This is a genomic window from Vibrio sagamiensis NBRC 104589, assembly GCF_007990935.1.
Taxonomy (GTDB): Bacteria; Pseudomonadota; Gammaproteobacteria; order Enterobacterales; family Vibrionaceae; genus Vibrio; species Vibrio sagamiensis.
On the sequence record NZ_BJXJ01000016.1, the window covers coordinates 26,635 to 51,460 of the forward strand.

Genomic DNA, 24,826 nt, shown 5'->3' on the forward strand with positions numbered 1-24,826 from the left:
GAAGTAATGCCTTATTAGTCAAAAGTTGTCATTTTATATCATCTTAAACGGCCAAATTGTAGAAGATGTTTAAGATATCAATCATGTGTGATGTTTTCTTAAACAACTTGGCTTGTCCTTACTCCCTTTCGGTGACTTCTCTATTTATTAAGATTTCACCTATTCAAAATAGGTAGTTTTGTATCCTAATTAAGAAATTAGATTGAATTTTTGTGAGCGTTTTTTATCAACTAATCAACTTACCTTGGGAACAGAATAGAAATTTGTTAAAATTAAGCCGTCTCCATAAATGATAGAAGAATCACTGTGCTATCTGCTTTAAAATTTCGCCTCTATTGGTTTAATCAAACTATCAATTATAGCGTTCTCATATTGATTACCCTACTCGGTGTCGTCGTCCCTGCTTGGTATTTGGGTGAACATGCTTATATTACCCCATTAATTCTAGGTGTAATTGCCGCCGCTATTGCAGAAAGTGATGATAGCTTTAGTGGCAGGCTAAAAGCACTGCTATTAACCTTCCTATGCTTTGCTATTGCTGCTTTCTCCATTGAGATCCTTTTTGATAGTCCGTGGCTGTTTGGAAGCGGGCTTTTTCTTTCTACGTTTGGATTTATCATGCTTGGAGCTATAGGGCCTAAGTATGCCAATATTGCTTTTGGCTCCTTAATAATCGCAATTTACACCATGCTCGGCGTCCAACAATGGACGACAATCTGGCTCCAACCCACACTCTTACTTAGCGGCGCCGCTTGGTACTATGCCATATCTATGATTTGGAAAATATTTTGGCCATTACAACCCGTACAACAAAGCTTAGCTACCGTTTTTCAACAAACAGCCCTTTACCTAGATGCAAAAGCTAAATTTTTTCATCCAAGAGCGAATTTAAGCCAACAAGGGATACGTCTTGATGTCGCTAATTTCAATTCCACTACTGTTCACGCTCTTAATACATGTAAAACGACTTTACTCAATCGCTCTAAACGAGGTCATATTGATGGCCCTAGCGACCGCTTTCTCAACCTTTATTTTATTGCACAGGACATTCACGAGCGGATAAGCTCAAGCCATTATCGCTACCAAGATCTTGTGAAAGAGTTCGAACGTTCGGATATTCTTTTTCGTTTTAAGTATTTATTACAATCACAAGCTCAAGCTTGTCTTGAAATTGCGCAGGCTATTCGTCTAGGTCATGAGTACAATCACTCTGAACAATCTCTTCTTGCTCTTAACGAGCTTCAAAATGCTCTTATTTACCTTGAACAACAACAGCATCCTCAGTGGCAACGTCTGTTGTTCCAACTGAATTATTTATTTAATAATTTAGCAACTGTAGAAAAGCAGCTCAGTAATATCAATAACCCCGACGCAGAACGACTAGAAGAAGGAACTCTGGACGACTCTGACCCACGAACGCTAAGAGGAATGTGGCAACGAATTATGGCGAATTTCAACCGTGACTCACTCTTATTCCGTCACGCTTTACGTATGTCATTAGCGCTTACTACAGGCTATGCAATCATACGAGCCTTTAATATCGATCATGGTTACTGGATTTTGTTAACTACGTTGTTCGTTTGCCAACCCAACTACAGCGCAACTCGACAAAAGCTAACAGCACGAATTATCGGAACATTTACAGGGCTGCTTATTGGGGTCCCACTACTGACCTTTTTTCCCTCACAAGAAAGCCAGTTAGTCTTTATTGTCTTATCTGGCGTTATGTTTTTTGCTTTTCGAATCAATAACTACAGCTACGCGACAGGATTTATTACCTTACTTGTTTTATTTTTGTTTAACCAGTTAGGTGAAGGTTATGCTGTAGTTTTGCCTCGTTTAGCTGATACATTAATTGGATGTATTTTAGCCGTTATTGCTGTTACGACTATTCTTCCAGACTGGCAATCCAAAAGACTGCCTAAAGTCATGGCTAATGCTATCGAAGCCAATAAAGTCTATTTAGGCCAAATCATCGCACAATATCGTATTGGTAAAAAAGATAGTTTAAGTTATCGAATTGCAAGACGACATGCGCATAATACCGATGCAAATTTATCCTCAGCAGTCCACACCATGCTAGCTGAGCCAGATAAATACCAAACTGCGGTCGACGAAAGCTTTCGCTTTCTTACCATCAATCATGCAATGCTAAATTACATTTCAGCTTTAGGTGCTCACCGAACTAGGATAAAAGATGAATCTATCCATCACCTCATTTCAGATACATACGGCTCTATTCATCAGCACTTAGAGCAGTTAGAGAAACAATTAAAACATCCGAGTGAACAGTTTAAGCTTGTCCCAGTAGAAGAGCATGACTTAGATCTCCGTCTCAGCGAGTGGAGAGAAGATGATGAGCACTCCGCAAAAATGGTTTTACAGCAGTTACATCTTATCTATCATATGCTTCCGGAGCTTCATGCTTTAGTCCCCAAATTCACCCATCAAAATTCATTATCATAATGAACCTCTACACTGGAGTAGCGTTAAGCGGTAATATTTTCCCAAGTAAACACTCATCATCACGCATTCATAGAAACTATCACTAAGCGTAGTCGTTAACTTTATAATAATCTGACATTGAAATAACGTACGCTTAACTTGAAAACTGTGTTTACTACTTACTCTATGATCGTAAAATGATGTTAGAGTGCTATCTCTCTTCTCAACAATATGTCCAAAGGTTAGTAAACTGAGTAGTATTGGGAGACTCCATTGAAAACACAACAATTTAACGATTTAAAAGCTATGCTCCAAGGGTTAACGACCAGTCAGTTAAAATCTTTACAAAATGAGATTAGCCGTACTTTGAGTCACAAAAAGGCCCAGCTACTAACAAATGAAGAACGAGACTTGCTAGCAAAACTTTTTTCTTAAAGGGCTAATCAGCTTTGAACATAATTAAAATTTTTCTATTTAAACGTTTGCGTAATCGCTCACCTTCTCTTAACCTTTTCTTGACCCTTCCATCAGGTTTTTTCCATTGTTATAATTAATTACAAATAGAATTAACCATTCAGGCAAGGCTGCCGACTTTGTTCTCATGACGAGAAGAATGGCATTTAACTACATAAGCAGATTTAAGAGAGCTCACTAATGGAAATCAATGCCGTTGAAATTTTAGGCTATGCTGCATCCATCATGGTTGCTATTTCACTAACCATGAAAGATATCATCAAACTTCGTATCCTTAACTTTATTGGTTGTGCTCTTTTCACCGCTTATGGTTTGATGATTGACTCTTGGCCTGTAGTCCTGACTAACGGTTTTATTGCCTGTGTTAACGTTTACTTTCTAGCTAAAATGCGCCGAGAAGCTCAATCAAGTAATTAGTAATGATTATCTTCCCTAGTACCCTAGTAATTCATTATTGGTCGAGATAAACACGCTACAGGCTCAGAAAAATAAGGACGGAGCTCACCCCGTTAGTGCTCACAACACTGACAGGTTATAAAGAACCAAGTGTGATTATCTCGGCAAAAAACAGCGGCTCAGTTTCTTTTCGTTTGTTCAGCAATTCAGCCGTGATCAGCATAAGTTACCTAGAAATGAAACAGACATGAATATTAGTGTGATAGCAAAAAGAACTGGATTATCGGCAAAGTCAATTCGACTGTACGAAAAAAAAGGCATAATCTCCTCACCAACTCGCAACGCCTCCGGTTATCGTCAATATACAGACAAACAGCTCGGAGAACTTAATCTCATTTATCGGGCAAAAAAAGCTGGTTTTTCTCTGCTGGAATGCAAAGATTTGGTCGAGTTAGCGCACAGCCCGATGAGAACAAGCAGTGAAGTGAAGGTACGTACCTGTAAAAAGCTTCAAGAAATCGAAGCTCAAATAGAGTACTTAATCGATATTAAAGCGCAACTGCAACAATGGATTTCTTCCTGCCCAGGGAACGAACAGCAAAACTGCCCAATAATTGATGAATTAATTAAATAAAAATCTAAATAGCAATGTATTAGATCTATTCATTTCGACTTTATACATAAAACCGTAATATTATCAAGATAATTTATGATTTTTGAGACAATAATCCCTAGTATTTATCAAAAAAGGCAACAGCATCACAAATATAAGAAGTACAACTGACTTCATAAAAACAGCCCCTTACAATTTGTCAATAAAAATATAAAAGCTCAATGTATGTTCACTTTCTACCCCAAGTAATAACAGGCATAAACTTAGCTAAAACAGCCTCAAAGAAGGCTGAGCTGAAATGCTTTGGGTACAGAGTGGCAATATGTATAAAACGTCAGCGGAAAAACACATGAAATTAAGCAATAGAGTTATTTTGCTTGTCGCTCCTGTGGTTTTGATTAGTGCTTTAGTTTCCAGTTATATCATTTACAGTATTCAAAAAGTCGCACTAATAAAAAGGGAGGATAGCTATATACAACTCCAAATGGAGAAGCTTGCAGGGCAATTTCATCAAGCTAATACTTTTGTCAATACCTATGCCTACACCATGTATAAAAGCAATGCATTTCAAGATTACTTCTTTTATCAAGATAAGATAACTAAAGATGATGACCCTTATAAAAAAGGACTTTGGCAACGACTCGGAGAATCAGCAAGTGTACTAAGTTACGGTTATAACGGTGAAGCCAATATGGCTATTTTAGATGGCAAGCAAAACTTGATTTACTATACCGATAATAAGTATTTTGATCCAGGAAGTGAGCTTGATCCGAAAATTCTAAACTACATCCGACAGGATCACACTCTAGAGAAATCGTCAGAACATACTGGATTCATATACAATTCTAGTGGTCAAACGATCTTACTTAAATACCAAGTTTTTGATAAGAAGACGGGTAAGACAGCGCAACATTTCGATCCAGAAAATGTATTCTACATCATTGTTTCCGCATCACTAGACGAGTTTAACGCAATAAAACACGTTGTTGAGTTTGAGACTCATAGTGTTATTACATTCTCTGATAGACCGATCTTTTTAGATTTACCTCTTTCCCAAACAATTGAACTCATGCCAAATCTTTACGCAATTTTATCTCCAGCAGAGTACTTAATGTGGGAAAAAGTTGACAAAGTATGGTTAGAACTCGCTTGGTGTTTTGGAGTTGCTTCTATCATAACGATTGGTCTTATCGTGTTGGTTCTATATCATTATATACTCAGCCCTGTCTCTAACTTGGATAACCAATTACAAGAGATAGAATCGAAGAAGCGAAAAAATATTGATAAATTATTGATAGACGATGAAATTGGTCGACTGTCTTCGCGTTTCTTTAATATTTATGATGAACTTAATCAGGTTTACCATAAAACCAAGTATCTTGCAGAAACTGATCATTTAACCCAGCTCGCTAACCGACATAAATTTAATGAACAAGCATTAAGAGTGCTCAGTGCTCCTCCGGAGAACTTATGGTTGATCTACATTGACTTAGACAATTTCAAATGTATCAACGATAAATTCGGACATGATGCTGGTGATAAATTACTTAAAAGTTTTGCATCCCATATAAAAAAGCTCTGTAAAGTCTATACACAAATACACAATTCTGCCTGTTTTAGCGCACGTTTATCTGGTGATGAATTTTCGATATTGTGTAGTTCCACATTGACAGCAACTGCACATCTGGAAAACTTTACGCAACAACTTTTAGAATTTCGAACTCATCCATCATTCGCATCTCTTTCTGTCACTGCAAGTGTGGGAATAGCCCAATACCCTCGTGACGGAAAAACAATTGATAAACTAATATCTTGTGCAGATACTGCAATGTATCAAGCTAAACGAGCAGGAAAAAACCAGTATCAATTCTATTCAGCACTGCTCGATATACAAGCACAAAGACGTGCATACATAGAACATGCTTTAAGACAGAAGAATGTAGAAAAAGGTTTTTTTCTGCTATTCCAACCGTACTTAGATGCAAAAACCAAAGAAGTTAGAGGTTTGGAAGTACTATTACGTTGGGAGTCAGACGATATTGGCGTGGTTTCCCCAAAAGAATTTATTCCAATCGCAGAGCAAAGTGGTCTATTTGAAAAAATAGACCAATGGGTATTTGCCAATGCCTTATCCGAATATCACGCTCTTAAAACAATCTTTGATAAAGATATTACCCTTTCCATTAATTTATCGTCTGCCGAACTTAATTCTTTAGCAATGTCTGAGTTCATCTATGCTAAAACTGTTCAATATAGCGTCCCAACTAAATATATTGAGATCGAAATTACAGAAACATATGTGACTGATAATAAAGGAACTTGCTTATTGGATGAGCTTTCCAAATTAGGTTATCAATTAGCGATTGATGATTTTGGCTCTGGCTATACAACTTTAACTCAATTAGTCCAGTATCCCGTACAAAAGATCAAGTTTGACCGTGAGTTTCTACTGACCCTTATGAGAACAAATAACAGCCATGTTATCAAACCAATCATTGACCTGTGTCATGCTCAAAATAAGAAAGTAACTGCAGAAGGAATCGAACACCCTACAATGCATCAGTGGATTTCATCTTATCAATGTGACTTTATTCAAGGATATCTATTTGGTAAACCAATGGATAAAAATCAATTAGCTATTTGGTGGCGCTCTAAGAACAGAAATGCAATTAGCACTACCTACTCTGAGGCACAATACTCGACAAGATAACTCTGTAATGATATCACGTCTCTATACCTTCGATATCACTACTTCAAACGACTAAGAATACCTAGTGAAAACATGTTGATTGTTATTAGTTCTAAATAAATATTGTTACGAACGCCCAGTTGTTATTTTATTTTGGTTATTTGTTAAAATATAGCATCAAAATAACATATCATTAACAAAGTAACATCTGTCATAGTTTGTTACTAATTAAGATAATTTTTTTCAACAAATTTACTAATTCAACCATATGAAAAATAAATAGAAAATATTCATTTAAATACAATAATAGAGATATATTGTTATAAATATCACTAGATATAGTTTTATTAATAGCGAGAATAGGCTAATATTTGCACTAAAGGATTTGTAAAATCATCAAATAAATGTGCTGAACTTATTTATTTCAGTGCTTTAAGTCATGTTTATTGGAATACAGGGGACACTTGTAACCCATCGCCTGACTCAATTAAAAGTGATAATTATACAAATTATTTGCAAGCTATTCACCTTAACTCTTGGATGTACTGAATAGTGACAACGGTTTAATCACACAGAGTTTAGTTAAATTTAATGAAAAAGTTATTTTTTATTTTTGTATGGACTGCATTTTCCATACCGATGAACACTTTTGCCAATCATTCACCTAAATCAACTAATGTCAAGTCGGCTGATCGACTTGTTGAAGAAACTTACAAAGAAGCTAACTTATCAGGTATCGTCGACTTTGAGTTATTCAAAGAGGCTTACTTGGCTTACAAAAAAACGTCAAATAGAAAGAAATCGCTTCTAACGATCATTGATTACAGTAAGCCCTCTACAGAGAAGCGGTTTTATGTGGTTGATATTTCTGAAAAAAAACTCATTTTTAATACCTATGTTTCTCATGGCGTAAATAGTGGTAAGAAAATTGCGACGCAATTTTCTAATATCGTTAATTCGAAAAAAACTTCTTTAGGTACATTCTTAACCGATTCAACCTATTACGGTTCCAATGGATATTCGTTAAGACTTGACGGATTGAGTAACGGTAAGAACGATAAAGCTCGCGAACGCTATATTGTTGTTCATGGTGCAGATTATGCGAATCCATCTTTTATTGAAAAGAACGGCTACCTTGGACGTAGCTGGGGATGTCCAGCGCTACCTCAAAGCGAATCTCGCGCTATAATCGATACCATTAAAGGTGGCAGTGTCATATACGCAAGCGCTTAAAACATAATAATTGATATACCGCGGTAGCTTAGACAGCCCTCGGCATTTACCCTCAATTTATAATGTCACTTTTTTACAACTGTATATTCGCTTGCTTGATCAGACTTCGGCTTATCTTGCTTTCTCAGGAAGGTGTGGTTAATAGCCAATCAGTTTGGGTGATTTTTGAACATCCAGTAAATGTATGTTCAAAAAAGACTTTTCTTTTTGGAGTATTATGGCATAGTAGTCACGTCCTTTCGATGCGCGGGCATCGTATAATGGCTATTACCTCAGCCTTCCAAGCTGATGATGCGGGTTCGATTCCCGCTGCCCGCTCCAAACTTCTATACCGATGTCAATCCCAAAATAATTGCTTTAAAATCCGAACCATCTTTTTATCCATGTGATTTCACCGTAGGCAATGATGTCAAATATAGTGAAGAATACCACGCAAATTATCGCTAACTTCACTAATCTTATCGCTATTTGATTCATTTAAATTTATCTCTTCTTATTGATTTACCTGAATTATACTCAATTAAATTCAAAATGCAGGATTCTTTGAGCTAACTCTCTTTCTTCTACACTCTCTTACTCTGCACAAACAGCGTAATATCCAATATGCTTAATGAAACCTATTTTATAAAATCATACGTCGCGAAACGCCATTGGCCTGACAATAGTTCATCGTTTACTGTCAGGCGGCCCTACTATTACCAAAATAATAAATAGAACTTACAACCAAGGCGATCATTTTAAATACGAGATTAATCCAATCAACCTAGCTAGGCCACTTGCTTAGATTTATACTTGCCTAGTAACGCTTGATAGAGATCATTGTCATTGAGTACACCAACTAATTTATCATTTTCCACCAATAAAATCGGCAAATTGCTCCGTTGTTTCAATTCAATGGCCTCTCTCATTGTGATATCCGGACTGGCTAGCACTACTGTATTTTCATCAATAGGCTCTAATTCGCTCTTCCAATTAACCAATGATTTATCGGTATCTACCAATGATAACCCTTTACAATGTTGTTCTACCCAAAGCTGTTTGTCATCACAGACTAGCACTCGATCTTCTTGCTGCTCAAGCTCAGACTTTACTTGCATAAGCGAACGCCCTTTAAGAATATTTAAAGGGTTAGTATGTGCGACAAAGTCAGCTACATACTGATTTTCTGGAGCTAGGATGATCTCTTCTGGTTTACCATGCTGAATCAATTGACCCGATTCCATTATTGCGATCCTATTACCTATCTTTAAAGCTTCATCTAGATCATGGCTGACAAATAGAATGGTTTTGTTTAACGTTTTTTGTAGTTGAATGAGCTCATCTTGCAATTGCGCTCGAATGAGCGGGTCAAGCGCAGAAAAAGGTTCATCCATAAGGAGAATATCGGTATCCATAACAAATGCTCGGGCCAATCCCACCCTCTGCTGCATACCACCAGAGAGCTCGTGAGGGTATTTATTTCCCCATTCACTCAAACCGACCATATCAAGCTGCTCACGTGCCTTTCTCCGACGAATAGACTTGTCGATCCCTTTCATCTCTAGACCAAATGCGACATTATCGAGTACGGTCAACCATGGCATTAGAGCAAATTTTTGAAAAACCATTGAAACTCGGTGAGTTCTGAGGTGGCGTAATGTATGCTCACTACATCCTCCAATATCCACCATATGATCTCCGTCTTTTATTTTTAGTGACCCACGAGAGATACGGTTTAGTCCATTAACAGCTCTCAACAAACTCGATTTTCCAGACCCTGATAGTCCCATTAAAACGCAGATCTCACCTTGCTTAATATCCAAAGAAACTTGATGTACACCAACAACTTGTTGGATTTTTTCAATGATATCTTGTCTCGAATAACCTTGATCAAGCAAAGCCAATGCTTCTTTTTGTTTGTGACCAAACACAACATCAAGTTTGCTAATAGTAATGGCATCCATCTTACGATTCCTTCTGATTGGGAGCTTTACATAAACGGTCGAGAATAATTGCCACCAATACTATGGCTAGTCCTGCTTCAAAACCTTGAGAGATATTTACCGTATTTAAAGCTCTAACAACCGGTTTTCCTAAGCCATCCGCACCAACTAAAGCCGCAATCACTACCATAGATAGAGACAACATAATACATTGAGTGATGCCTGCCATGATGCTGGGCATAGCGGCTGGAAGCTCAACTTTTATTAGCAGTTTCAATCGGCTAGCACCAAAAGCCTTGCCCGCTTCAATTAACTCTTCAGGCACTTTCGTAATCCCTAAATAGGTCAATCTTATCGGCGCAGCAATAGCGAAAATAATGGTGGAGATCAAACCTGGTACGATCCCTAAACCAAATAACACTAACGTCGGAATTAAATACACAAAAGTAGGTACTGTTTGCATCAAATCGAGAGCAGGACGTAATAACGCATACAACCAAGGTCGATGCGCCGCTACAATTCCAATAGGAACCCCCACCAAAACAGAGAGAGTCGTCGCTGCAAACACAAGTACAAAGGTTTCAAGCATTTCCTGCCAATAACCAAGATTTAAAATGAGTAATAGTGCTAATACAATGAAAACCACTAACGAAACGCTTCGATGTAGATACCAAGCTAATGCAGCGGTAATAACAATAGGTAACGCTGGTGGCATCCATTTAAAGGTATCAACAAAAAAGAGAATGATTGTTTCTAAGAATATTGAAATCGAATCAAAAAACCCGGAGGCATTATCTGTTAACCACTCAACACCAATTTCTAACCAATCGCCTAAAGGTAATTTATTATCTGTTACAAAGCTCACCATAAACTCCTTGTTATGTAAGTTTTAGTATCATGAATTACATTCATACATTTGAATTCAGATAAGCTTGTAAAGCAGTTTTAGAATCTTTTCCATCGCGTGTCGTAACATTTTTTAACCATTGATTAACACTATCAGGATGCTGCTTCATCCATTTAATCGCTGCTCTTGAAGGGGTTTGATCCTGATTTAAAATGGCTTCCATTAACTCATTTTCAATCTCTAGATTAAACTCAAGGTTTTTTAAAAGCTGTCCGATGTTTTTGCATTCATTCAAATAATTTTTTCTAACATTAGTGTATACATTTGCTCCACCATAATTTGGACCAAAGATTTCATCTCCTCCATCAAGGTATTTCATCTCAACTTTGTCATTCATTGGATGAGGTGCCCAACCAAGAAAGACAATCCATTTATTACGACGAGCAAAACGCGAGACCTGTGAAACCATGCCAGCTTCACTTGATTCAACCATCTTGAAGTCTTTCAGGCCAAACCTATTATTGTCAATCATCGACTGAATTAATCGATTTCCATCATTACCTGGCTCAATACCATATATTCGACCTTGAAATTTGTCCGCGTGTTTTGCTAAATCAGCAAAACTTTTGACTCCTGCATCATAGACATATTTAGGCACAGCAAGCGTATATTTTGCACCTTCTAGATTGGCACGAACAGTTTCAACTGCGCCTTCTTCTCGGTACTGTGCAATATCTGCTTCCATTGTCGGCATCCAATTACCTAAGAAAACGTCGACATCACCGCTAGCCATAGCGGAAAAAGTAACAGGAACCGATAGGAGTTGTATTTTAGTTTGATAACCCAAACCATTTAATAGCTCAGTTGTTAACGCCGTTGTTGCCGTGATATCCGTCCAGCCGACATCAGAAAATCTCACAGTATCACAAGAGTTTGCATATGCAGTTGATGCTGATAGAAATGCCATAATTGTTAATAATTTCGTTCTTTTCGCCATGATTAATCCTTTAATATTTAGCTAAAAACCTTTCGGTGTTTACGTCAGATGTCAATTAGCCAGTTTGTTCACCATACATAGACATTAGATAGATCCTTCTTCCAAAGACACCCTTTTGGGGACATTAGCCCTTTGTTTATCTTGCCAGTTAGGTGCAATCCATACTGGTTGGTTATCAGGTTCTTCCAGTTCCTTACCTAAAATCATATCTGCAACACGCTCTGCTACCATGATGGTTGGTGCATTCAAATTACCATTAGGTATCGTTGGAAAAACAGATGCATCAACTACTCTCAAATGTTCAATCCCGCGTACTCGACATGCTTCATCGAGTACCGCAAAAGGATCACTCGGTGCTCCCATTTTACAGCTGCATGAAGGGTGATAAGCGCTTTCTACGTTTTCTCTTACCCACTTATCAATGGCCTCATCGCTAGTGACATCAGTTCCCGGCTGAATCTCTTCACCACGAAACGCGTCCATGGCTGGTTGACTTAAAATTTCTCGAGTTAAACGAATGCAATCGCGCCAGTCCTGCTTATCTTGAGGAGTTGATAGGTAGTTGAATTCAATTTTGGGTTTATCGTTCGGGTTGGCACTCACTATCTCAACATTACCTCTACTTTGTGGCTTATTTGGACCTACATGCACTTGAAATCCATGGCCTTCAAATGCAGCTTGACCATCATACCTCATAGCAGCAGGTAAAAAGTGATATTGAATATTAGGCCATTTTAATCCTTCTCGAGAACGAATGAACGCACAAGATTCAAAATGGTTAGTCGCCCCTAACCCTCTCCGAGTCAAGAGCCACTGAGTACCAATTATTCCTTTACTAAGCACATCCAACTTACCATTGAGCGTGATAGGTTTCTTACAATGGAACTGAAAGTAGACTTCTAGGTGGTCTTGAAGGTTTTTTCCTACTCCTTCCAATTGGTGCTTAACTTCAATGCCGACTTTTTCAAGCACTGATTTTGGTCCAATACCAGACAATTGCAGTAATTGAACTGAGCCTATCGCACCTGCACTTGAAATCAGCTCTTTATCAGCAAAACATTGGATCAATTGGTCCGACTTTTTAAACTCAACTCCAAAAGCCTTTTTGCCTTCGATTAATATTCGCTGTACGACAACACCTTTTAAAATAGTCAAGTTATCTCGGTCTCTAGCACGGCTTAGATAGGCATTAGAAGTGGATGATCGAACCCCGTCCTTAACCGTCATATGCATAGCACCAAAGCCTTCTTGTTGATAGCCATTGTAATCAGGTGTTTCTGGATAACCCGCCTCTTTACCAGCTTCAATAAAAGCAGAATATAAGGGGTTAAACTTCATATCATTACCGGTACATGTACCTAAAGGGCCGAGTTCTCCTCGATAGGGACTTGGCTCTCCTTGCCATGCTTCGGCTTTGCGAAAGTAAGGTAAACACGCCTGATAATTCCATCCTTGAGCCCCATGCTCTTCCCATTGATCAAAGTCGCAAGGATGTCCACGAACATAAACCATACCATTAATTGAAGAGCTGCCACCGAGTACTTTACCTCTTGGGCAATGAAGTTGACGCCCATTCAGTCCATGTTCAGAAACCGTCTCAAACTGCCAAGCATATTTGTTTGTGTTCATCGGATAAGATAAAGCCGTTGGCATCTGAATAAATAAGCTTTTATCTGATCCACCCGCCTCTAATAATAAAATTTGATGTTCGCCACTTTCGCTAAGACGATCAGCTAATACACAGCCTGCCGAACCTGCGCCGATGATAATAAAATCAAACTGTCGCTGCATGCTACTTCTCCTTTGCTTTTAATGGTAAGGGCTTTCGAATGTGTCTAAATTCACCAGAATACTTTTGGTTTGTGTGTAATGATTCAACGTCTCAATGCCATTTTCACGACCTATTCCCGAATTCTTATAACCTCCAACAGGCATTTGAGCAGGAGAATCCCCCCAAGTATTCACCCAGCATATTCCTGCTTCCATTTTATGAACGACTCGATGCGCTCTAGCTAGGTTTTGTGTAAATACCCCAGCGGCAAGGCCATAGCGAGTATCATTTGCACGCTCGATCACTTCATCTTCAGTTGAAAATTTTAGAACTGACATAACTGGACCAAAAATTTCTTGTTGGACATGAGGCATCGTATCTTCACAATCAATAAAAATAGTCGGCCTGACGAAGCTCCCTTTAGATAATCCATTTTCCGTTACTTTGTTGCCGCCTGTCAGCAATGTAGCTCCACTTACTAACGCTTGTTCTATACTTGCAAGTACCTTGGCTTCATGTTGGTTTGAAATAAGTGCACCAATTTGAGTTCGCTCATCTAACGGATCGCCAACCACTAATTGTTCAGTTCGATATTTAAGTTGGTTAACTACATGGTCATAAACTGATTCCTGAACGAAGACTCGGGTACCATGCGTACACACTTCTCCTTGAGTGTAAAAATTAGCGACCATCGCTGCCGATACAGCACTGTCTAAATCTGCGTCATCAAAAATGACTAAAGGAGATTTACCACCAAGTTCCATCGTGACCTGCTTGAGTGTGCTTGCACTGTCTTTCATCACAGCTTGACCAGTGCTTGACTCTCCAGTAAAAGATACCTTAGCTATGTCTGGATGTGCGGTCAGCATTTGTCCAACTTTACAGTCACCTTGTAATACATTGAAAACACCATCGGGGACACCTGCTTGCGTATAGATCTCCGCCAGCGATAATGCTGAAAGTGGTGTTTCTTCAGAGGGTTTGAATATCATTACATTCCCAGCAGCCAACGCTGGAGCTGATTTCCACATCGCGATTTGAATTGGATAATTCCAAGCACCAATACCTGCACATATTCCTAAAGGCTCCCTGCGAGTATAAAAAAACTGAGATTGGCCCAAAGGCTGTTGTTCACCCTGCATAGCTGGTGCTAACCCAGCGAAATATTCGATCACATCAGCACCTGTTGCGATATCAACAACCCGAGCTTCTTGTATTGGCTTACCTGTGTCGGCAACTTCAAGCAAGGCTAACTGATCATTTTTATCACGCAATAATTCAGCGGCTTTTAATAAAATCCGACTCCGCTCTGTGGCAGTCATCGAAGACCACACTGCAAAGCCAGATTTTGCTGATTCAATGGCAATAGATAAGTCTTTTTGACTGGCTTGCTTAATCTTCGCTATTGGCTCGCCATTAGCGGGATTATAACTAGTAAAATACTCCTCGGAGAATCCGCAATAGTGCTGACCATGTATATAGTGTGCTTTAATATCCATTTTAATTTTTATTCCTATTTCAATTTTTATTTTCAGCGCTCTAAAAAATTAATACGCATGTTAAACAGGCCAGGGTAAAATAATTAACATGACCAAACATTTATTTCAACTCTATTTAAAACCAAATTCACATACTTAAATTTCACCCAACATTATAATATAGAGTATAAATTACAAACCGCAAATAAAATAAGTAAAAACTATAAAAAACTTAACCTCAACAAACTACAGTTTTAAAGTTAAATAGAAAAAACAAAATACATTTGTATTACAAGGATATTAAAATACATAAAAGTCAACTTTGCACATTTCAAAGCAATAGATTTAATTCATAATTTTATCGGTAAGAATATCACACTAACACCTATAGTTTGAGGATTTACATCTATTCTTAAACTGAAATATTAAACCTACTTTTTAAAGGGTTAGAAAAAAGAGAAAAATCAAAAGCACATGAGTCCTACATTTAAAAGAAGTAGTATATCGACCAATAATTAAAATTAACTCACTGCCTAACTTTAAATAACTTCATTTAAATGAGCATAGATAAAATAAATACATCCAAATTTTGAACAATAGCTTTTTACTGTTAAGTAAACAATAAATATAATCCAGATCTATTAATAATAGAAACCTAAGGCAACAATAAAAAGCATAATTATATAATTAAGTAGTTAGTTATATAAAATACCTTAATTTAAAAACAATTAACTAAAAAAGCTCATTAAAATTGTAATAAAAGGTAAATAATTACGCTATTACTCTTTATTATGCGACTGGTTACTGCAAAATAAGCGCTGAATTAGACATTAAAAAAAAAGTGTGTAAATCTTGTTTTATTATTTATATCAATTAAATATTATAAAATAGTGTTTAAAAGCTATATGGCATTAATTCATTATTTATTCTTTTTGTAGCCGGCCTTACAAGGCTTTGTCACAAGTCACCTAGTAGCACTTTTCCTTGCCATCTCCGCTACTAGGTTTTTTTTTCTGATTTAATGTCTAAGTTCTATAAAGAACCTTAACAACATGCCAGCCAAACTTTGTTTTCACTAAATGTGGCGTTAGAACCTCACCTTGAAAACAAATTTTATCGAATTGCGGCACCATTTGGCCTCGACGGAACTCACCTAAGTCACCGCCTTTTTTACCAGATGGGCAAGTCGAATATTTTTTAGCCAGAGTTTGAAATTTCGCGCCTTTTTTAAGTTGCTTAATGATGTCTTCTGCTTGTTCTTTATGCTTCACCAGAATATGAAGTGCATGTGCTGTGTTGGCCATGATTTATCTCTTGCTTGGTTATATAAGTGCAAGTGTACCGAAATCACCAGATATCGCCAATCTTCGGGTATACGGAGTTTAAAACGCAGATAGCCTCAAGTGACTTACTATAACTTAAGGCTATCTTTATTCCATATAAGCTTTTCCATGCAAGCTCAAGATACTTGGGTATAGTGTGACTTGAACAGCTAGCTAATTAGATAGGTAAACATTATGTGAGCACTGTTACGCTTTTTCTATCTTTTTGTGGCCTTCTTGCAGGTGAACAAAATCAACTAAATCGTCATTTGATACCTGATAAGCTTGGCCAAACCCTTTCACATATAAGCCTTTTTCAGCTTTCAGATTGAATAAAACAAAATCTTCTAACTGGCTCAGACCATCTACAACTTCACCAAAGCGTACCTGCATTTGCCCGATAACTTGATGCCACAACTGAGAGTCTCGCTCGACAACATTAGATACTGCATCGAAAGTCAATCGCTTGCGAGCAAAGAGCTGGCTCGCAGCTTCTTCATCTTCAATCATCATTAGAGAAACATTAGGATTAACTAGCAAATTTCTCGCATGGCGAGCAATTTGTGATATCAGGATAAAGTATCCATCTTTATTTTGCACAAAAGGGGCGTAGCTCACATTCGGTCGACCTTCAGAATCAACGGTTGCAAGTTGCAATGTCTGACGCTCTTGGCGGAATTCTTTTATTTCTGGCTCTAAACGCCCTTGTAAGCGCTCTTGTTTTACTTGCTGATCCATCTTTTTACCTTAAAGTTTTGTTGTTTTATTAAATTCTGATTTCATAGCAAGAAATGCTGATACTTGAGATGGAATAAGCTCGCGTTTTTCATTTCTTCCTAAATAAATTTTAAATATGTTACTTCCACATTCAGAAAAGAATCCAAAGTAGTGGCTTTCTCTATCCATAAATGGCTTACTGACTAGAGCCACATGCTTCACTTTCTCAAGATTCAAGTGACCATCTAACTGGCCTGGTTTCGCAATCAAATTGTAATAACCACGAGCAACTTTTCCTTTTGGAATAGGCCCTTTGAATTCAAAGATCGAACCAAACGAATGCATAATTGTCGTCACAGGGCCAAAATTAGTTAACTGCTCTAAAATACTTTGCGCAAACTCTCCAGATAAAACCGCAACACTATCTTGCGGAAATGCATTCACCACTTCAAATTCAGAAACTGAGAGTCTTTCTGCCATGGCTGCAGGTAGTAAACGTGGCTCTTCCACTAATAACTTTGCCACTTGATCTTTAATAGGATTCATATCTTTTCCAATTTTTCAATTGAGCTGGCCAGTAACATATGAAACTAATCCAGTAAATATGATTGACTCAAAACAATTACATTTACTTTTCAGCTTACAGGTCATTCATCACATTGGCCAAAATTATCCAAATATGGGGGCTTATCGCTTAAAACACACCCAATAGAGTCGAAATGATAAAATTATAGTCGTGATAATGCAATTGATAATTGATATCATTTTTATTTCAGGTAGTATCTAAAGCATTATTCGATAGAGATAGATTTAATTAATAGAGATTCATTGTGAACGTTCGACGATATATCTTGGCAGGTAGTGCTTCAATTTTGCTTCACAGCCTTTTGCTGTCTGCTTCTGAAAGTACTCAGGAATTTGCGATACCATTAGAAGTATCCAATCCGTCGGTGACACTCAACTTAACCGCGATGTTACCCCCTAATGATAGTAAACTTGAACAAAAGACTCTCGAACCAAAAGTGACCACATCGAAAGAGACTGTTCAACGGGAGCAAAGTAGTGAAGTGACTCCGATGACTGCTGATGCCATCAAAGCAAGCAGTGCTCCTTCAATGATCAAAAAAAAGAAAAAAAGCACTCATGAGGAAAAAGAGCCACATGCTAAACAAGAAAAACATATAAAGCAGAACCAAAATTCGCCAACTAAAGAGAATATTGCCCGTACCAATACGCTTCAAAAAAAATCGTATCAAGACCGTAAAAAAAACACGCAAGAGGCATCACAAGTTGATAATAAATCACAAGTCGACCAGCCAAAAGCCACGGCTCAGTCAAGCGAACCACCTTCACAACCGATATTAATAAAAAAAACTAATTTCATTACTAAGCCGGTTCAACCACGCTACCCTCGCTCTGCGCGCAAACGTGGCATTGAAGGAGTTGCTTTGTATGAGATTTGGCTCGATAAAAACGGCAAGCAAGTAAAGCAAATTTTGATTCAGTCTTCGGGTGCAAAAATACTCGATAGTTCTGCCTTAAAAGCGATAAAACAATGGCAATTTTCACCTTATATTTCTGATGGGCAAAGTATTGCACATCGAATTCAAATCCCAGTACGTTTTAGATTGGATGGATAATGGAAACACTACAACACATACAAACCCAATTAGGCCCTATGACTTGGCCTTTACTATTAAGCTCTTTACTGGCCTTAATGATCATTACTGAAAGGCTAATCCATTTTATTCTTAATGTCCGCTTTGCCAGTACGCAACGTGATATTAAACAACTGCTAAATGGCATTGAGAGAGGTGACAGTGAAGCAATAGAAGCATTAATTGAACAATTTCAGCTTCAACGCTCCCTGCAATATCAAGGCGTGGCAATGCTTCTTGCCCACCACACTTTCAAACAGGCATTACGAGAGGACATTGCCAATACTTGGTTACAAGAGAAGCGACGTCAACTTCGTTCGGGGCTAAAAGTTCTAAATTTAATTGGTGTTATCAGCCCTTTACTTGGCTTACTTGGCACAGTACTTGGTCTTATTGGTATGTTTTCAGCCCTTGCTGAAACTACAGGTAATATTATGCCAAATGATTTAGCTGATGGACTAGGGCTTGCAATGCGTACAACTGCTGCGGGTCTTATTATTGCCGTTCCAGCAATCATAAGCGCTCATCTGTTGGGTATATGGGCAGATCAGATTATTGCCAAGCTCGAGCATCAACTGAATTACACCAACCTTTGGTTAGAAGGCGCCCGCTTAAACACTTTAGCCACCCAAGGTGCTTGCAAGGAGCAAGTTCACTTTCAGCCAAATGAAGCTGCACCATCATGATAAAAGTTACCGAACAGCAGAACCAATCAAGCTTGAACTTAGATCTAACCCCATTATTAGACATTATTTTTATCGTCATGGTGTTTTTGATGTTAACCGCCGCAGTAAAGCTTGATTCATTAGACATAACACTACCAACGGCTGATAACGTCATCGTATCTGAGGTTGATCAAGTTGCTATTACAGTCAATGTTTTAAAAGAAGAACCCTACTGGGCAATAGATGGAAAAAAGTACATTGATTGGGAAAACTTTACACTAGCTTTACTAGAAAAGCATAGTACAAATAAAAAGCCCATAATTATTGGGGCGGAAAAAGATGCTGAGGTCCAATCTTTAGTTCACCTTTTAAGCTTTTTACAAAAGAACGGTATAGAAGCAACACAACTCCTTACTGAGTCATCCAAATAAGATTAATCCAGTTCAATGTTTGACAAACAAAGTGATAGATAAACCAAGATAGAAGACTAAAGCTATGAAACCAATACTTCCCCCAGCCCTAGTGGCTGCTTTAATATTGCTTATCTGCACGTTTACTCACGCAGTTAGAGCTGAATCGTTACCACCAAGAATAATAAGCGCAGGCAGTGCGATAACAGAATTACTTATCGCCCTCGACGCCAAAAATAATCTGGTTGCGGTTGACTTAACCAGTGAGCAGCCAGAAACTGCGGCACTTCCTAAAATTGGCTATCATCGCCAACTTTCCACTGAGGGACTGTTAGCTCTTAATCCAACATTAGTGATTGGCTCAAGCGAAATGGGGCCTAAAAAAGTTTTGGATCAACTTACCTCTGCTGGGGTGAACATCAGAGTCGTCAATTCAGACTTAACCATTGTTGGCTTGTTACGTCGTATTGATCAAATCGCAAGTCTTTTACAGGTCGAACAGCAGGCTGGCCTCATTAAACAAAAAATTCAAGAACAGGTAGATAGTCTTTATAAGTTGCACCCTTCTAATAGTGAAAAGAAGAAAGTGCTATTTCTTCTTATTCATGAAGGACGACCAGCAAAAGTTGCAGGTGCTGATACAACACCTAACACATTAATTGAACTTGCAGGAGGAGCCAACCCTGCTGCAAAGCAGTTATCAAATTATAAACAGCTTTCGAGCGAATCGATTATTAATTTTCAACCTGATGTTATTCTTGTTAGTGGCCGCAATAACAATGGTTCTTTCGATGTTAATAAGGTTTTGCAAACGATGCCTTTACTAAAAGCAACGCCTGCCGGTGCAAACCAAGATATTTATGCTGTTGATGGGCATGCACTGATCGGTGGTATTGGCTTAAAAAGCCTCGCAGAAGCTGCACGAATCAACAAATTACTTTACCCATAGAGACTATTATGCCGTTAAAGCGATTGCCCTTATCAGTAATGTTACCCATGCTTTGCTTACTTGTATTTACCACGATGATTGGCTCAATTGCGGTTGGCCCTATGGAAATCAGTATCATAGACAGCTTACGCAGTTTAATCGGTTATCACGATAACCTTGCACCAAACATACAATTAATAATTAATGAGATACGCCTACCTCGTACCTTGCTAAGCTTAGTAATCGGAGCCAGCTTAGCTATATGTGGGGTAGTAATGCAAAGCGTATTTCGTAACCCTTTAGCTGAACCAGGCGTGATTGGTGTATCTGCTGGAGCCATGTTAGGTGGTGCATTGGCAATTATTGTTTTTGCCGATATCAGCCAACATTACCCCTTGATTATGAACCTGTTAACTATACCATTTTTTGCTTTTGTTGGTGGAGCATTGACAACGGTCTTAGCCTATAAAATAGGCACCAATCAATTTGGTACTTCGGTGACAGGTATGCTTCTGGCAGGTATCGCTATCACAGCATTGTCAGGTGCAGTTATTGGTTATCTAAACTTTATTGCCAACGATCAATCCTTGCGTGATTTTGCTATGTGGTCTATGGGCTCATTAGCTGGGGCCAATTGGAGTGGCGTAGGACTCGCTACCGCCGTCCTATGCGGTCTATTTTATTATTTTTACAAAGATGCTCAAGCGCTTAATGCTCTTCTATTGGGTGACTCTGAAGCACGGCATTTAGGTATTGATGTACAAAAACTCAAAAGACGGATGATTTTGCTGTCAGCTGCTGGCGTTGGGGTGAGCGTAAGCTTGTGTGGCATCATAGGTTTTATTGGATTAGTGATCCCTCACTTCGGCCGAATGCTTATCGGACCAAATCACCGTGCTCTACTACCCATTTCAGCTTTTCTTGGTGCCCTATTGTTGACACTAGCAGATATGTCATCACGCATTCTTGTTGCTCCCGCAGAGCTGCCTGTCGGCATTATCACTGCTTTGTTTGGTTCTCCATTCTTTATTTACCTATTGTACAAACAGAAAGAGAAAGCATTATGAGTAACACAGCTGTCCTTTCAGGCAGGAACATCTCTATCCATTTTGGCAAACGTACTATTTTGGATAACATCGATATTGATATTAGAGCAGGTGAAGTGACCTCTCTTTTAGGGCCAAATGGAGCAGGAAAAAGCACCTTACTTAAAACACTAAGTGGTGAAATATCTTCCTTATCTCCTATTCAATACTTCGGGCAAGAAAGAAAACAGTGGCTGACTACTACTTTCGCAAAACATGTCGCTTTGCTTCCTCAACACAGTGCGTTGTCTTTTCCTTTTTTAGCTAAAGAGGTCGTAGAACTAGGAACTCTCCCTCTTACAACATCATACAAAGAAAATTCTGATTTAGCGTTACATTACATGGAAAAAACTGGAGTGTTACATCTTGCTGAACAGCCATACCCTGGACTTTCTGGCGGTGAAAAACAAAGATTACACCTCGCAAGAGTACTTGCTCAATTGCATCAAGCCGAGGGAAAACAAATATTAATGCTTGATGAACCTACATCCGCACTCGATATAGCTTGTCAACATCGTACACTCAGCCTAGTACGAGAGATAGCAGTCAATAATAACGCTGCCGTAGTGATGGTTTTACATGATTTAAATTTAGCGTCTCAATACTCAGATCGAATTATTTTATTACACAAGGGCAAAATTCTTTGTGATGACACTCCTTGGAAAGCATTAACCTCTGCCCACATAGAGCAAGCGTATGGTTATCAAGCCATTGTTGCAAGACACCCAACTCTTAGTTTCCCTCAAGTCCATTCAGCAGCTTAAATCAGTAATAATGTAACTAAAAAAGTCCCGTATTTAATACGGGACTTTTTAGAACTACAAAACAATAAATCTGCAGTTTGCTAAGCCTTTTTAGAACCAGTTCAGCCCAAAGACTACTTACTCATTTGAACCAAAGATCGACCGATTAGCCACTCGATCTCTTTGTCACTACCTTCTCCAAATTGACTCTCTGCCATTTTATACAGGCGGTCAATACCATTTGCCGTAAATTCATGGGCACTTTCTGAGGTAACAATATGGTGAAAAAGTAAACGTAAGATCGCAAGAAACTCTTTGTTTTCTAAGGCATTAATCCAACTCTGCGAAAATGTCTCTAAACCTTTCTCAAATTCTAGATGTTCAACAAACATTTTAAAAATACGGCCATCTAATGCCGCAGTAAAGTCTGTTTTCTTTGGAAAGTGGTGACTGATACCAGTACGAGATACACCTGTTTGCTGGCTCAGTGTTGTATATGACATTTTGTCGTAACCAAGTCTAAGCAATTGGTCAACAACGGCATCCATGATTTTCTGGATAGTGATTTCGGTATCTTCTTTGCTACGCTTTGGCATATTTAGGCTCTTCTCTTTGTAAATCCATCTCACTCACATCCATATGACCTACAGAAAAATATCCTTGGTGATACAGTTTGTGTGTCCCAAAGTGACGTTAGGGACCAAATGGTCATTATATTTAGTTGCGTAATGCATATTCACATTGATGCTTTATGTTTCATTTTACTGACATAGTTGAAGGCTTAAGCCGCCAACATATGTACAGAATCCTTTACACTTTTTATGCGCATCAAAGTGACTATTCTGTAAAAAATTATGAATGCGGTGATACTCTTATAAATTGCCTTTCACTTCAACAACTAAACAGAAATCTCTTAAATATATTTGCTAAATGATTTTAAATGTTGATACATATCACACTAAATTCTCGACTGACCTCTCATTCTTAGGTTAACACAATGTTAACAGAATAGCATACTGAGTGACTTTTGACCAAGCTTACGCATTTTTCTAGATAGTTAAATAATACCTGCTAAAATAACCCTACTTTTTATGAGAGGATCCGCAATGAGTAAAGAATTAGAGGATAATCAAGTTTGTGATGCTTGTGGTTGTGCTGGAGAAATAGGCTATATCATTAAAGAAGGTGATGACGTCGCAACCGTGACGATTTTTGCGGACACACCGTCTTGTCTTGAAATAGAGATCATGAAATATATCGAGGTAGCAAAAACCATTTGCCCTGATGTTAAATATCATTTATCTGAGGTAACTTCAGAGTCTAAAACACTCACTGGACAATTTAAGTTTGATGTTAGTGCAGAAAAACTGATTTTCGAGCTAAAAACTCGTTCTCTTGCCCGTTAAATAGACCAAGCAAGTCTTAATTCTCGCGGCTTGCTTTCTTCTCCCTGTCAAAGCCTTTTTGACTTATCTCTAGCTTAACGGTTAAGTTACTCTTATATCCTCTTAGTGACTATTATTAAGATCATGCATAAATTACTTTATCTATCAGCTTATTTATTGAGTTTACTTGCCTTCTCATACTCATCACTGGCTTATGATCTCGATTATTATGCTAAGTTTGGCCATACCGATAATTACGGTAACATTGATTTACGCAATAAACCTTATACCACCCTGCCTGAAGGCCTACTAGTCAAAGGCAACCTAAACATTTCTCAAACTCCGATTACGGTCTTACCAAAAAGTGTTGAAATACAAGGTAGCCTAGAAGCCACCAACAGCGCGTTAAAGATCATCAAGCCAGGGGTTAAAATCAAAGGCTATGCAAACTTGTTAGGTAGCCAGATAGGACGTTGGCCACGCGGTGTTAAGCTAGGCGGGTACTTAAATTTAACCGATACACCACTAAAACGCTTACCAAAAGGCCTAAGAGTGTCGGGCGATCTGAGTGTTATACGAACGCCTTTGAGCGAACTGCCTGAAGGGCTCATTGTTGAAGGCGATTTGTATATTGGTGGCTCTCAGATTAAAACCTTTCCTGATACATTGACAATTAAAGGGAATCTATTTTTAGGCGGCAATAGAATTAGCCAGTGGCCGAACAATCTGACCTTAGAAGGAGCAGTTGCACCTTAGCAAAAGTGACACTACAGCAAAAGTAACGCTGCCCATATTATCCAAAATAACGAGAGAGTTTACGCCCTAACAAAAAGCTTCCTATCACGACGCTCATAGCAAAAATAATTGCAGTTAAATAACCGGCCACTACCGATATACCAAATCCCCAAACTAAAGCGAAAACCAAACCTTGGAAAGCTTCATAAGGCCATTGAAGTAGTGACATATTAGAGCCATTCATCATGAAATACATTAAGGTACTCAGCGATAACAGCGAAAATAGCACCCCTGTGGTAGTGTGACGATTCAT

24 protein-coding genes and 1 tRNA gene are annotated in these 24,826 nt (G+C 38.3%); 15 read left to right on the plus strand and 10 right to left on the minus strand.

What is annotated here, in order from left to right; all coding sequences use genetic code 11:
• Positions 1-306: 306 nt before the first annotated feature.
• The 7 genes from yccS (at position 307) to VSA01S_RS09495 (ending at position 8,171) form a co-directional block, all read left to right on the plus strand.
• On the plus strand, positions 307-2,466 hold the full coding sequence (gene yccS / locus VSA01S_RS09470) for a YccS family putative transporter (protein WP_039980897.1): 2,160 nt from the start codon (positions 307-309) through the stop codon (positions 2,464-2,466).
• Positions 2,467-2,718: 252 nt separating this feature from the next.
• Positions 2,719-2,880 carry a hypothetical protein gene (locus VSA01S_RS19975; protein ID WP_167325143.1) on the plus strand — a complete coding sequence of 54 codons (162 nt, stop codon included), beginning with the start codon at positions 2,719-2,721 and terminating at the stop codon, positions 2,878-2,880.
• Positions 2,881-3,099: 219 nt separating this feature from the next.
• Positions 3,100-3,336, plus strand: a complete 237-nt coding sequence (locus tag VSA01S_RS09475; RefSeq protein WP_039980898.1) for a YgjV family protein — start codon at positions 3,100-3,102, stop codon at positions 3,334-3,336.
• Between the two features lie 226 nt (positions 3,337-3,562).
• The gene (cueR, locus tag VSA01S_RS09480) at positions 3,563-3,949 is read left to right on the plus strand and encodes a Cu(I)-responsive transcriptional regulator (protein ID WP_039980899.1); all 387 of its coding nucleotides are present in this window, start codon (positions 3,563-3,565) and stop codon (positions 3,947-3,949) included.
• A gap of 328 nt (positions 3,950-4,277) precedes the next feature.
• Complete coding sequence (locus VSA01S_RS09485) at positions 4,278-6,638, plus strand: putative bifunctional diguanylate cyclase/phosphodiesterase (RefSeq protein WP_039980904.1); 2,361 nt, start codon at positions 4,278-4,280, stop codon at positions 6,636-6,638.
• A 570-nt stretch (positions 6,639-7,208) separates the two neighbouring features.
• Positions 7,209-7,850 (plus strand): murein L,D-transpeptidase catalytic domain family protein, encoded by a 642-nt coding sequence (locus tag VSA01S_RS09490; RefSeq protein ID WP_039983602.1) that lies wholly within the window; start codon positions 7,209-7,211, stop codon positions 7,848-7,850.
• 246 nt (positions 7,851-8,096) lie between these two features.
• A tRNA-Gly gene (locus VSA01S_RS09495) sits at positions 8,097-8,171 on the plus strand.
• 446 nt (positions 8,172-8,617) lie between these two features.
• Here VSA01S_RS09495 and choV read toward each other — a convergent pair.
• The 8 genes from choV to hutX all read right to left on the minus strand — a co-directional run bounded on the left by choV (position 8,618) and on the right by hutX (position 17,450).
• A complete protein-coding gene (gene choV, locus VSA01S_RS09500; RefSeq protein WP_039983708.1) occupies positions 8,618-9,793 on the minus strand; it encodes a choline ABC transporter ATP-binding protein in 1,176 nt (391 codons plus the stop codon).
• Between the two features lies 1 nt (position 9,794).
• Positions 9,795-10,637, minus strand: a complete 843-nt coding sequence (gene choW / locus VSA01S_RS09505; protein WP_039983710.1) for a choline ABC transporter permease subunit — start codon at positions 10,635-10,637, stop codon at positions 9,795-9,797.
• Between the two features lie 43 nt (positions 10,638-10,680).
• On the minus strand, positions 10,681-11,616 hold the full coding sequence (locus VSA01S_RS09510) for a choline ABC transporter substrate-binding protein (protein ID WP_039983705.1): 936 nt from the start codon (positions 11,614-11,616) through the stop codon (positions 10,681-10,683).
• A gap of 84 nt (positions 11,617-11,700) precedes the next feature.
• Positions 11,701-13,407, minus strand: a complete 1,707-nt coding sequence (gene betA, locus VSA01S_RS09515) for a choline dehydrogenase (RefSeq protein ID WP_039983703.1) — start codon at positions 13,405-13,407, stop codon at positions 11,701-11,703.
• An 18-nt stretch (positions 13,408-13,425) separates the two neighbouring features.
• A complete protein-coding gene (gene betB / locus VSA01S_RS09520) occupies positions 13,426-14,886 on the minus strand; it encodes a betaine-aldehyde dehydrogenase (protein ID WP_039983701.1) in 1,461 nt (486 codons plus the stop codon).
• A gap of 1,004 nt (positions 14,887-15,890) precedes the next feature.
• Positions 15,891-16,169 (minus strand): peptidylprolyl isomerase, encoded by a 279-nt coding sequence (locus VSA01S_RS09525; RefSeq protein ID WP_021708569.1) that lies wholly within the window; start codon positions 16,167-16,169, stop codon positions 15,891-15,893.
• Between the two features lie 225 nt (positions 16,170-16,394).
• Positions 16,395-16,925, minus strand: a complete 531-nt coding sequence (hutZ, locus tag VSA01S_RS09530; RefSeq protein WP_039983005.1) for a heme utilization protein HutZ — start codon at positions 16,923-16,925, stop codon at positions 16,395-16,397.
• 9 nt (positions 16,926-16,934) lie between these two features.
• Entirely contained in the window at positions 16,935-17,450 is a 516-nt protein-coding gene (gene hutX, locus VSA01S_RS09535; protein ID WP_039983011.1) for a heme utilization cystosolic carrier protein HutX, read from the minus strand.
• A 284-nt stretch (positions 17,451-17,734) separates the two neighbouring features.
• Here hutX and VSA01S_RS09540 point away from each other — a divergent pair, with 284 nt between their 5' ends.
• The 6 genes from VSA01S_RS09540 (at position 17,735) to VSA01S_RS09565 (ending at position 22,414) form a co-directional block, all read left to right on the plus strand.
• Complete coding sequence (locus VSA01S_RS09540) at positions 17,735-18,544, plus strand: energy transducer TonB (RefSeq protein ID WP_039983013.1); 810 nt, start codon at positions 17,735-17,737, stop codon at positions 18,542-18,544.
• Entirely contained in the window at positions 18,544-19,248 is a 705-nt protein-coding gene (locus VSA01S_RS09545; RefSeq protein ID WP_050567440.1) for a MotA/TolQ/ExbB proton channel family protein, read from the plus strand. The genes VSA01S_RS09540 and VSA01S_RS09545 overlap by 1 nt, the downstream gene beginning before the upstream one ends.
• A complete protein-coding gene (locus VSA01S_RS09550; protein WP_039983015.1) occupies positions 19,245-19,658 on the plus strand; it encodes an ExbD/TolR family protein in 414 nt (137 codons plus the stop codon). The genes VSA01S_RS09545 and VSA01S_RS09550 overlap by 4 nt, the downstream gene beginning before the upstream one ends.
• Before the next feature lie 64 nt (positions 19,659-19,722).
• Positions 19,723-20,586, plus strand: coding sequence for a heme/hemin ABC transporter substrate-binding protein (locus VSA01S_RS09555; RefSeq protein ID WP_039983017.1), 864 nt, complete (start codon positions 19,723-19,725; stop codon positions 20,584-20,586).
• Between the two features lie 8 nt (positions 20,587-20,594).
• Positions 20,595-21,632 carry a FecCD family ABC transporter permease gene (locus VSA01S_RS09560; protein ID WP_039983019.1) on the plus strand — a complete coding sequence of 346 codons (1,038 nt, stop codon included), beginning with the start codon at positions 20,595-20,597 and terminating at the stop codon, positions 21,630-21,632.
• On the plus strand, positions 21,629-22,414 hold the full coding sequence (locus tag VSA01S_RS09565; RefSeq protein ID WP_039983020.1) for a heme ABC transporter ATP-binding protein: 786 nt from the start codon (positions 21,629-21,631) through the stop codon (positions 22,412-22,414). The genes VSA01S_RS09560 and VSA01S_RS09565 overlap by 4 nt, the downstream gene beginning before the upstream one ends.
• A 113-nt stretch (positions 22,415-22,527) precedes the next feature.
• Here VSA01S_RS09565 and VSA01S_RS09570 read toward each other — a convergent pair whose 3' ends face one another.
• Positions 22,528-22,989 (minus strand): TetR/AcrR family transcriptional regulator, encoded by a 462-nt coding sequence (locus VSA01S_RS09570; RefSeq protein WP_039983022.1) that lies wholly within the window; start codon positions 22,987-22,989, stop codon positions 22,528-22,530.
• Between the two features lie 510 nt (positions 22,990-23,499).
• On the opposite strand from VSA01S_RS09570, the gene VSA01S_RS09575 reads away from it, so the two are divergent.
• Positions 23,500-23,799 (plus strand): DUF406 family protein, encoded by a 300-nt coding sequence (locus tag VSA01S_RS09575; RefSeq protein ID WP_039983024.1) that lies wholly within the window; start codon positions 23,500-23,502, stop codon positions 23,797-23,799.
• Between the two features lie 123 nt (positions 23,800-23,922).
• Positions 23,923-24,534, plus strand: coding sequence for a hypothetical protein (locus VSA01S_RS09580; RefSeq protein WP_039983025.1), 612 nt, complete (start codon positions 23,923-23,925; stop codon positions 24,532-24,534).
• A 37-nt stretch (positions 24,535-24,571) separates the two neighbouring features.
• On the opposite strand, the gene VSA01S_RS09585 is transcribed toward VSA01S_RS09580, so the two are convergent.
• Positions 24,572-24,826 (minus strand): hypothetical protein, encoded by a 255-nt coding sequence (locus VSA01S_RS09585; RefSeq protein ID WP_039983066.1) that lies wholly within the window; start codon positions 24,824-24,826, stop codon positions 24,572-24,574.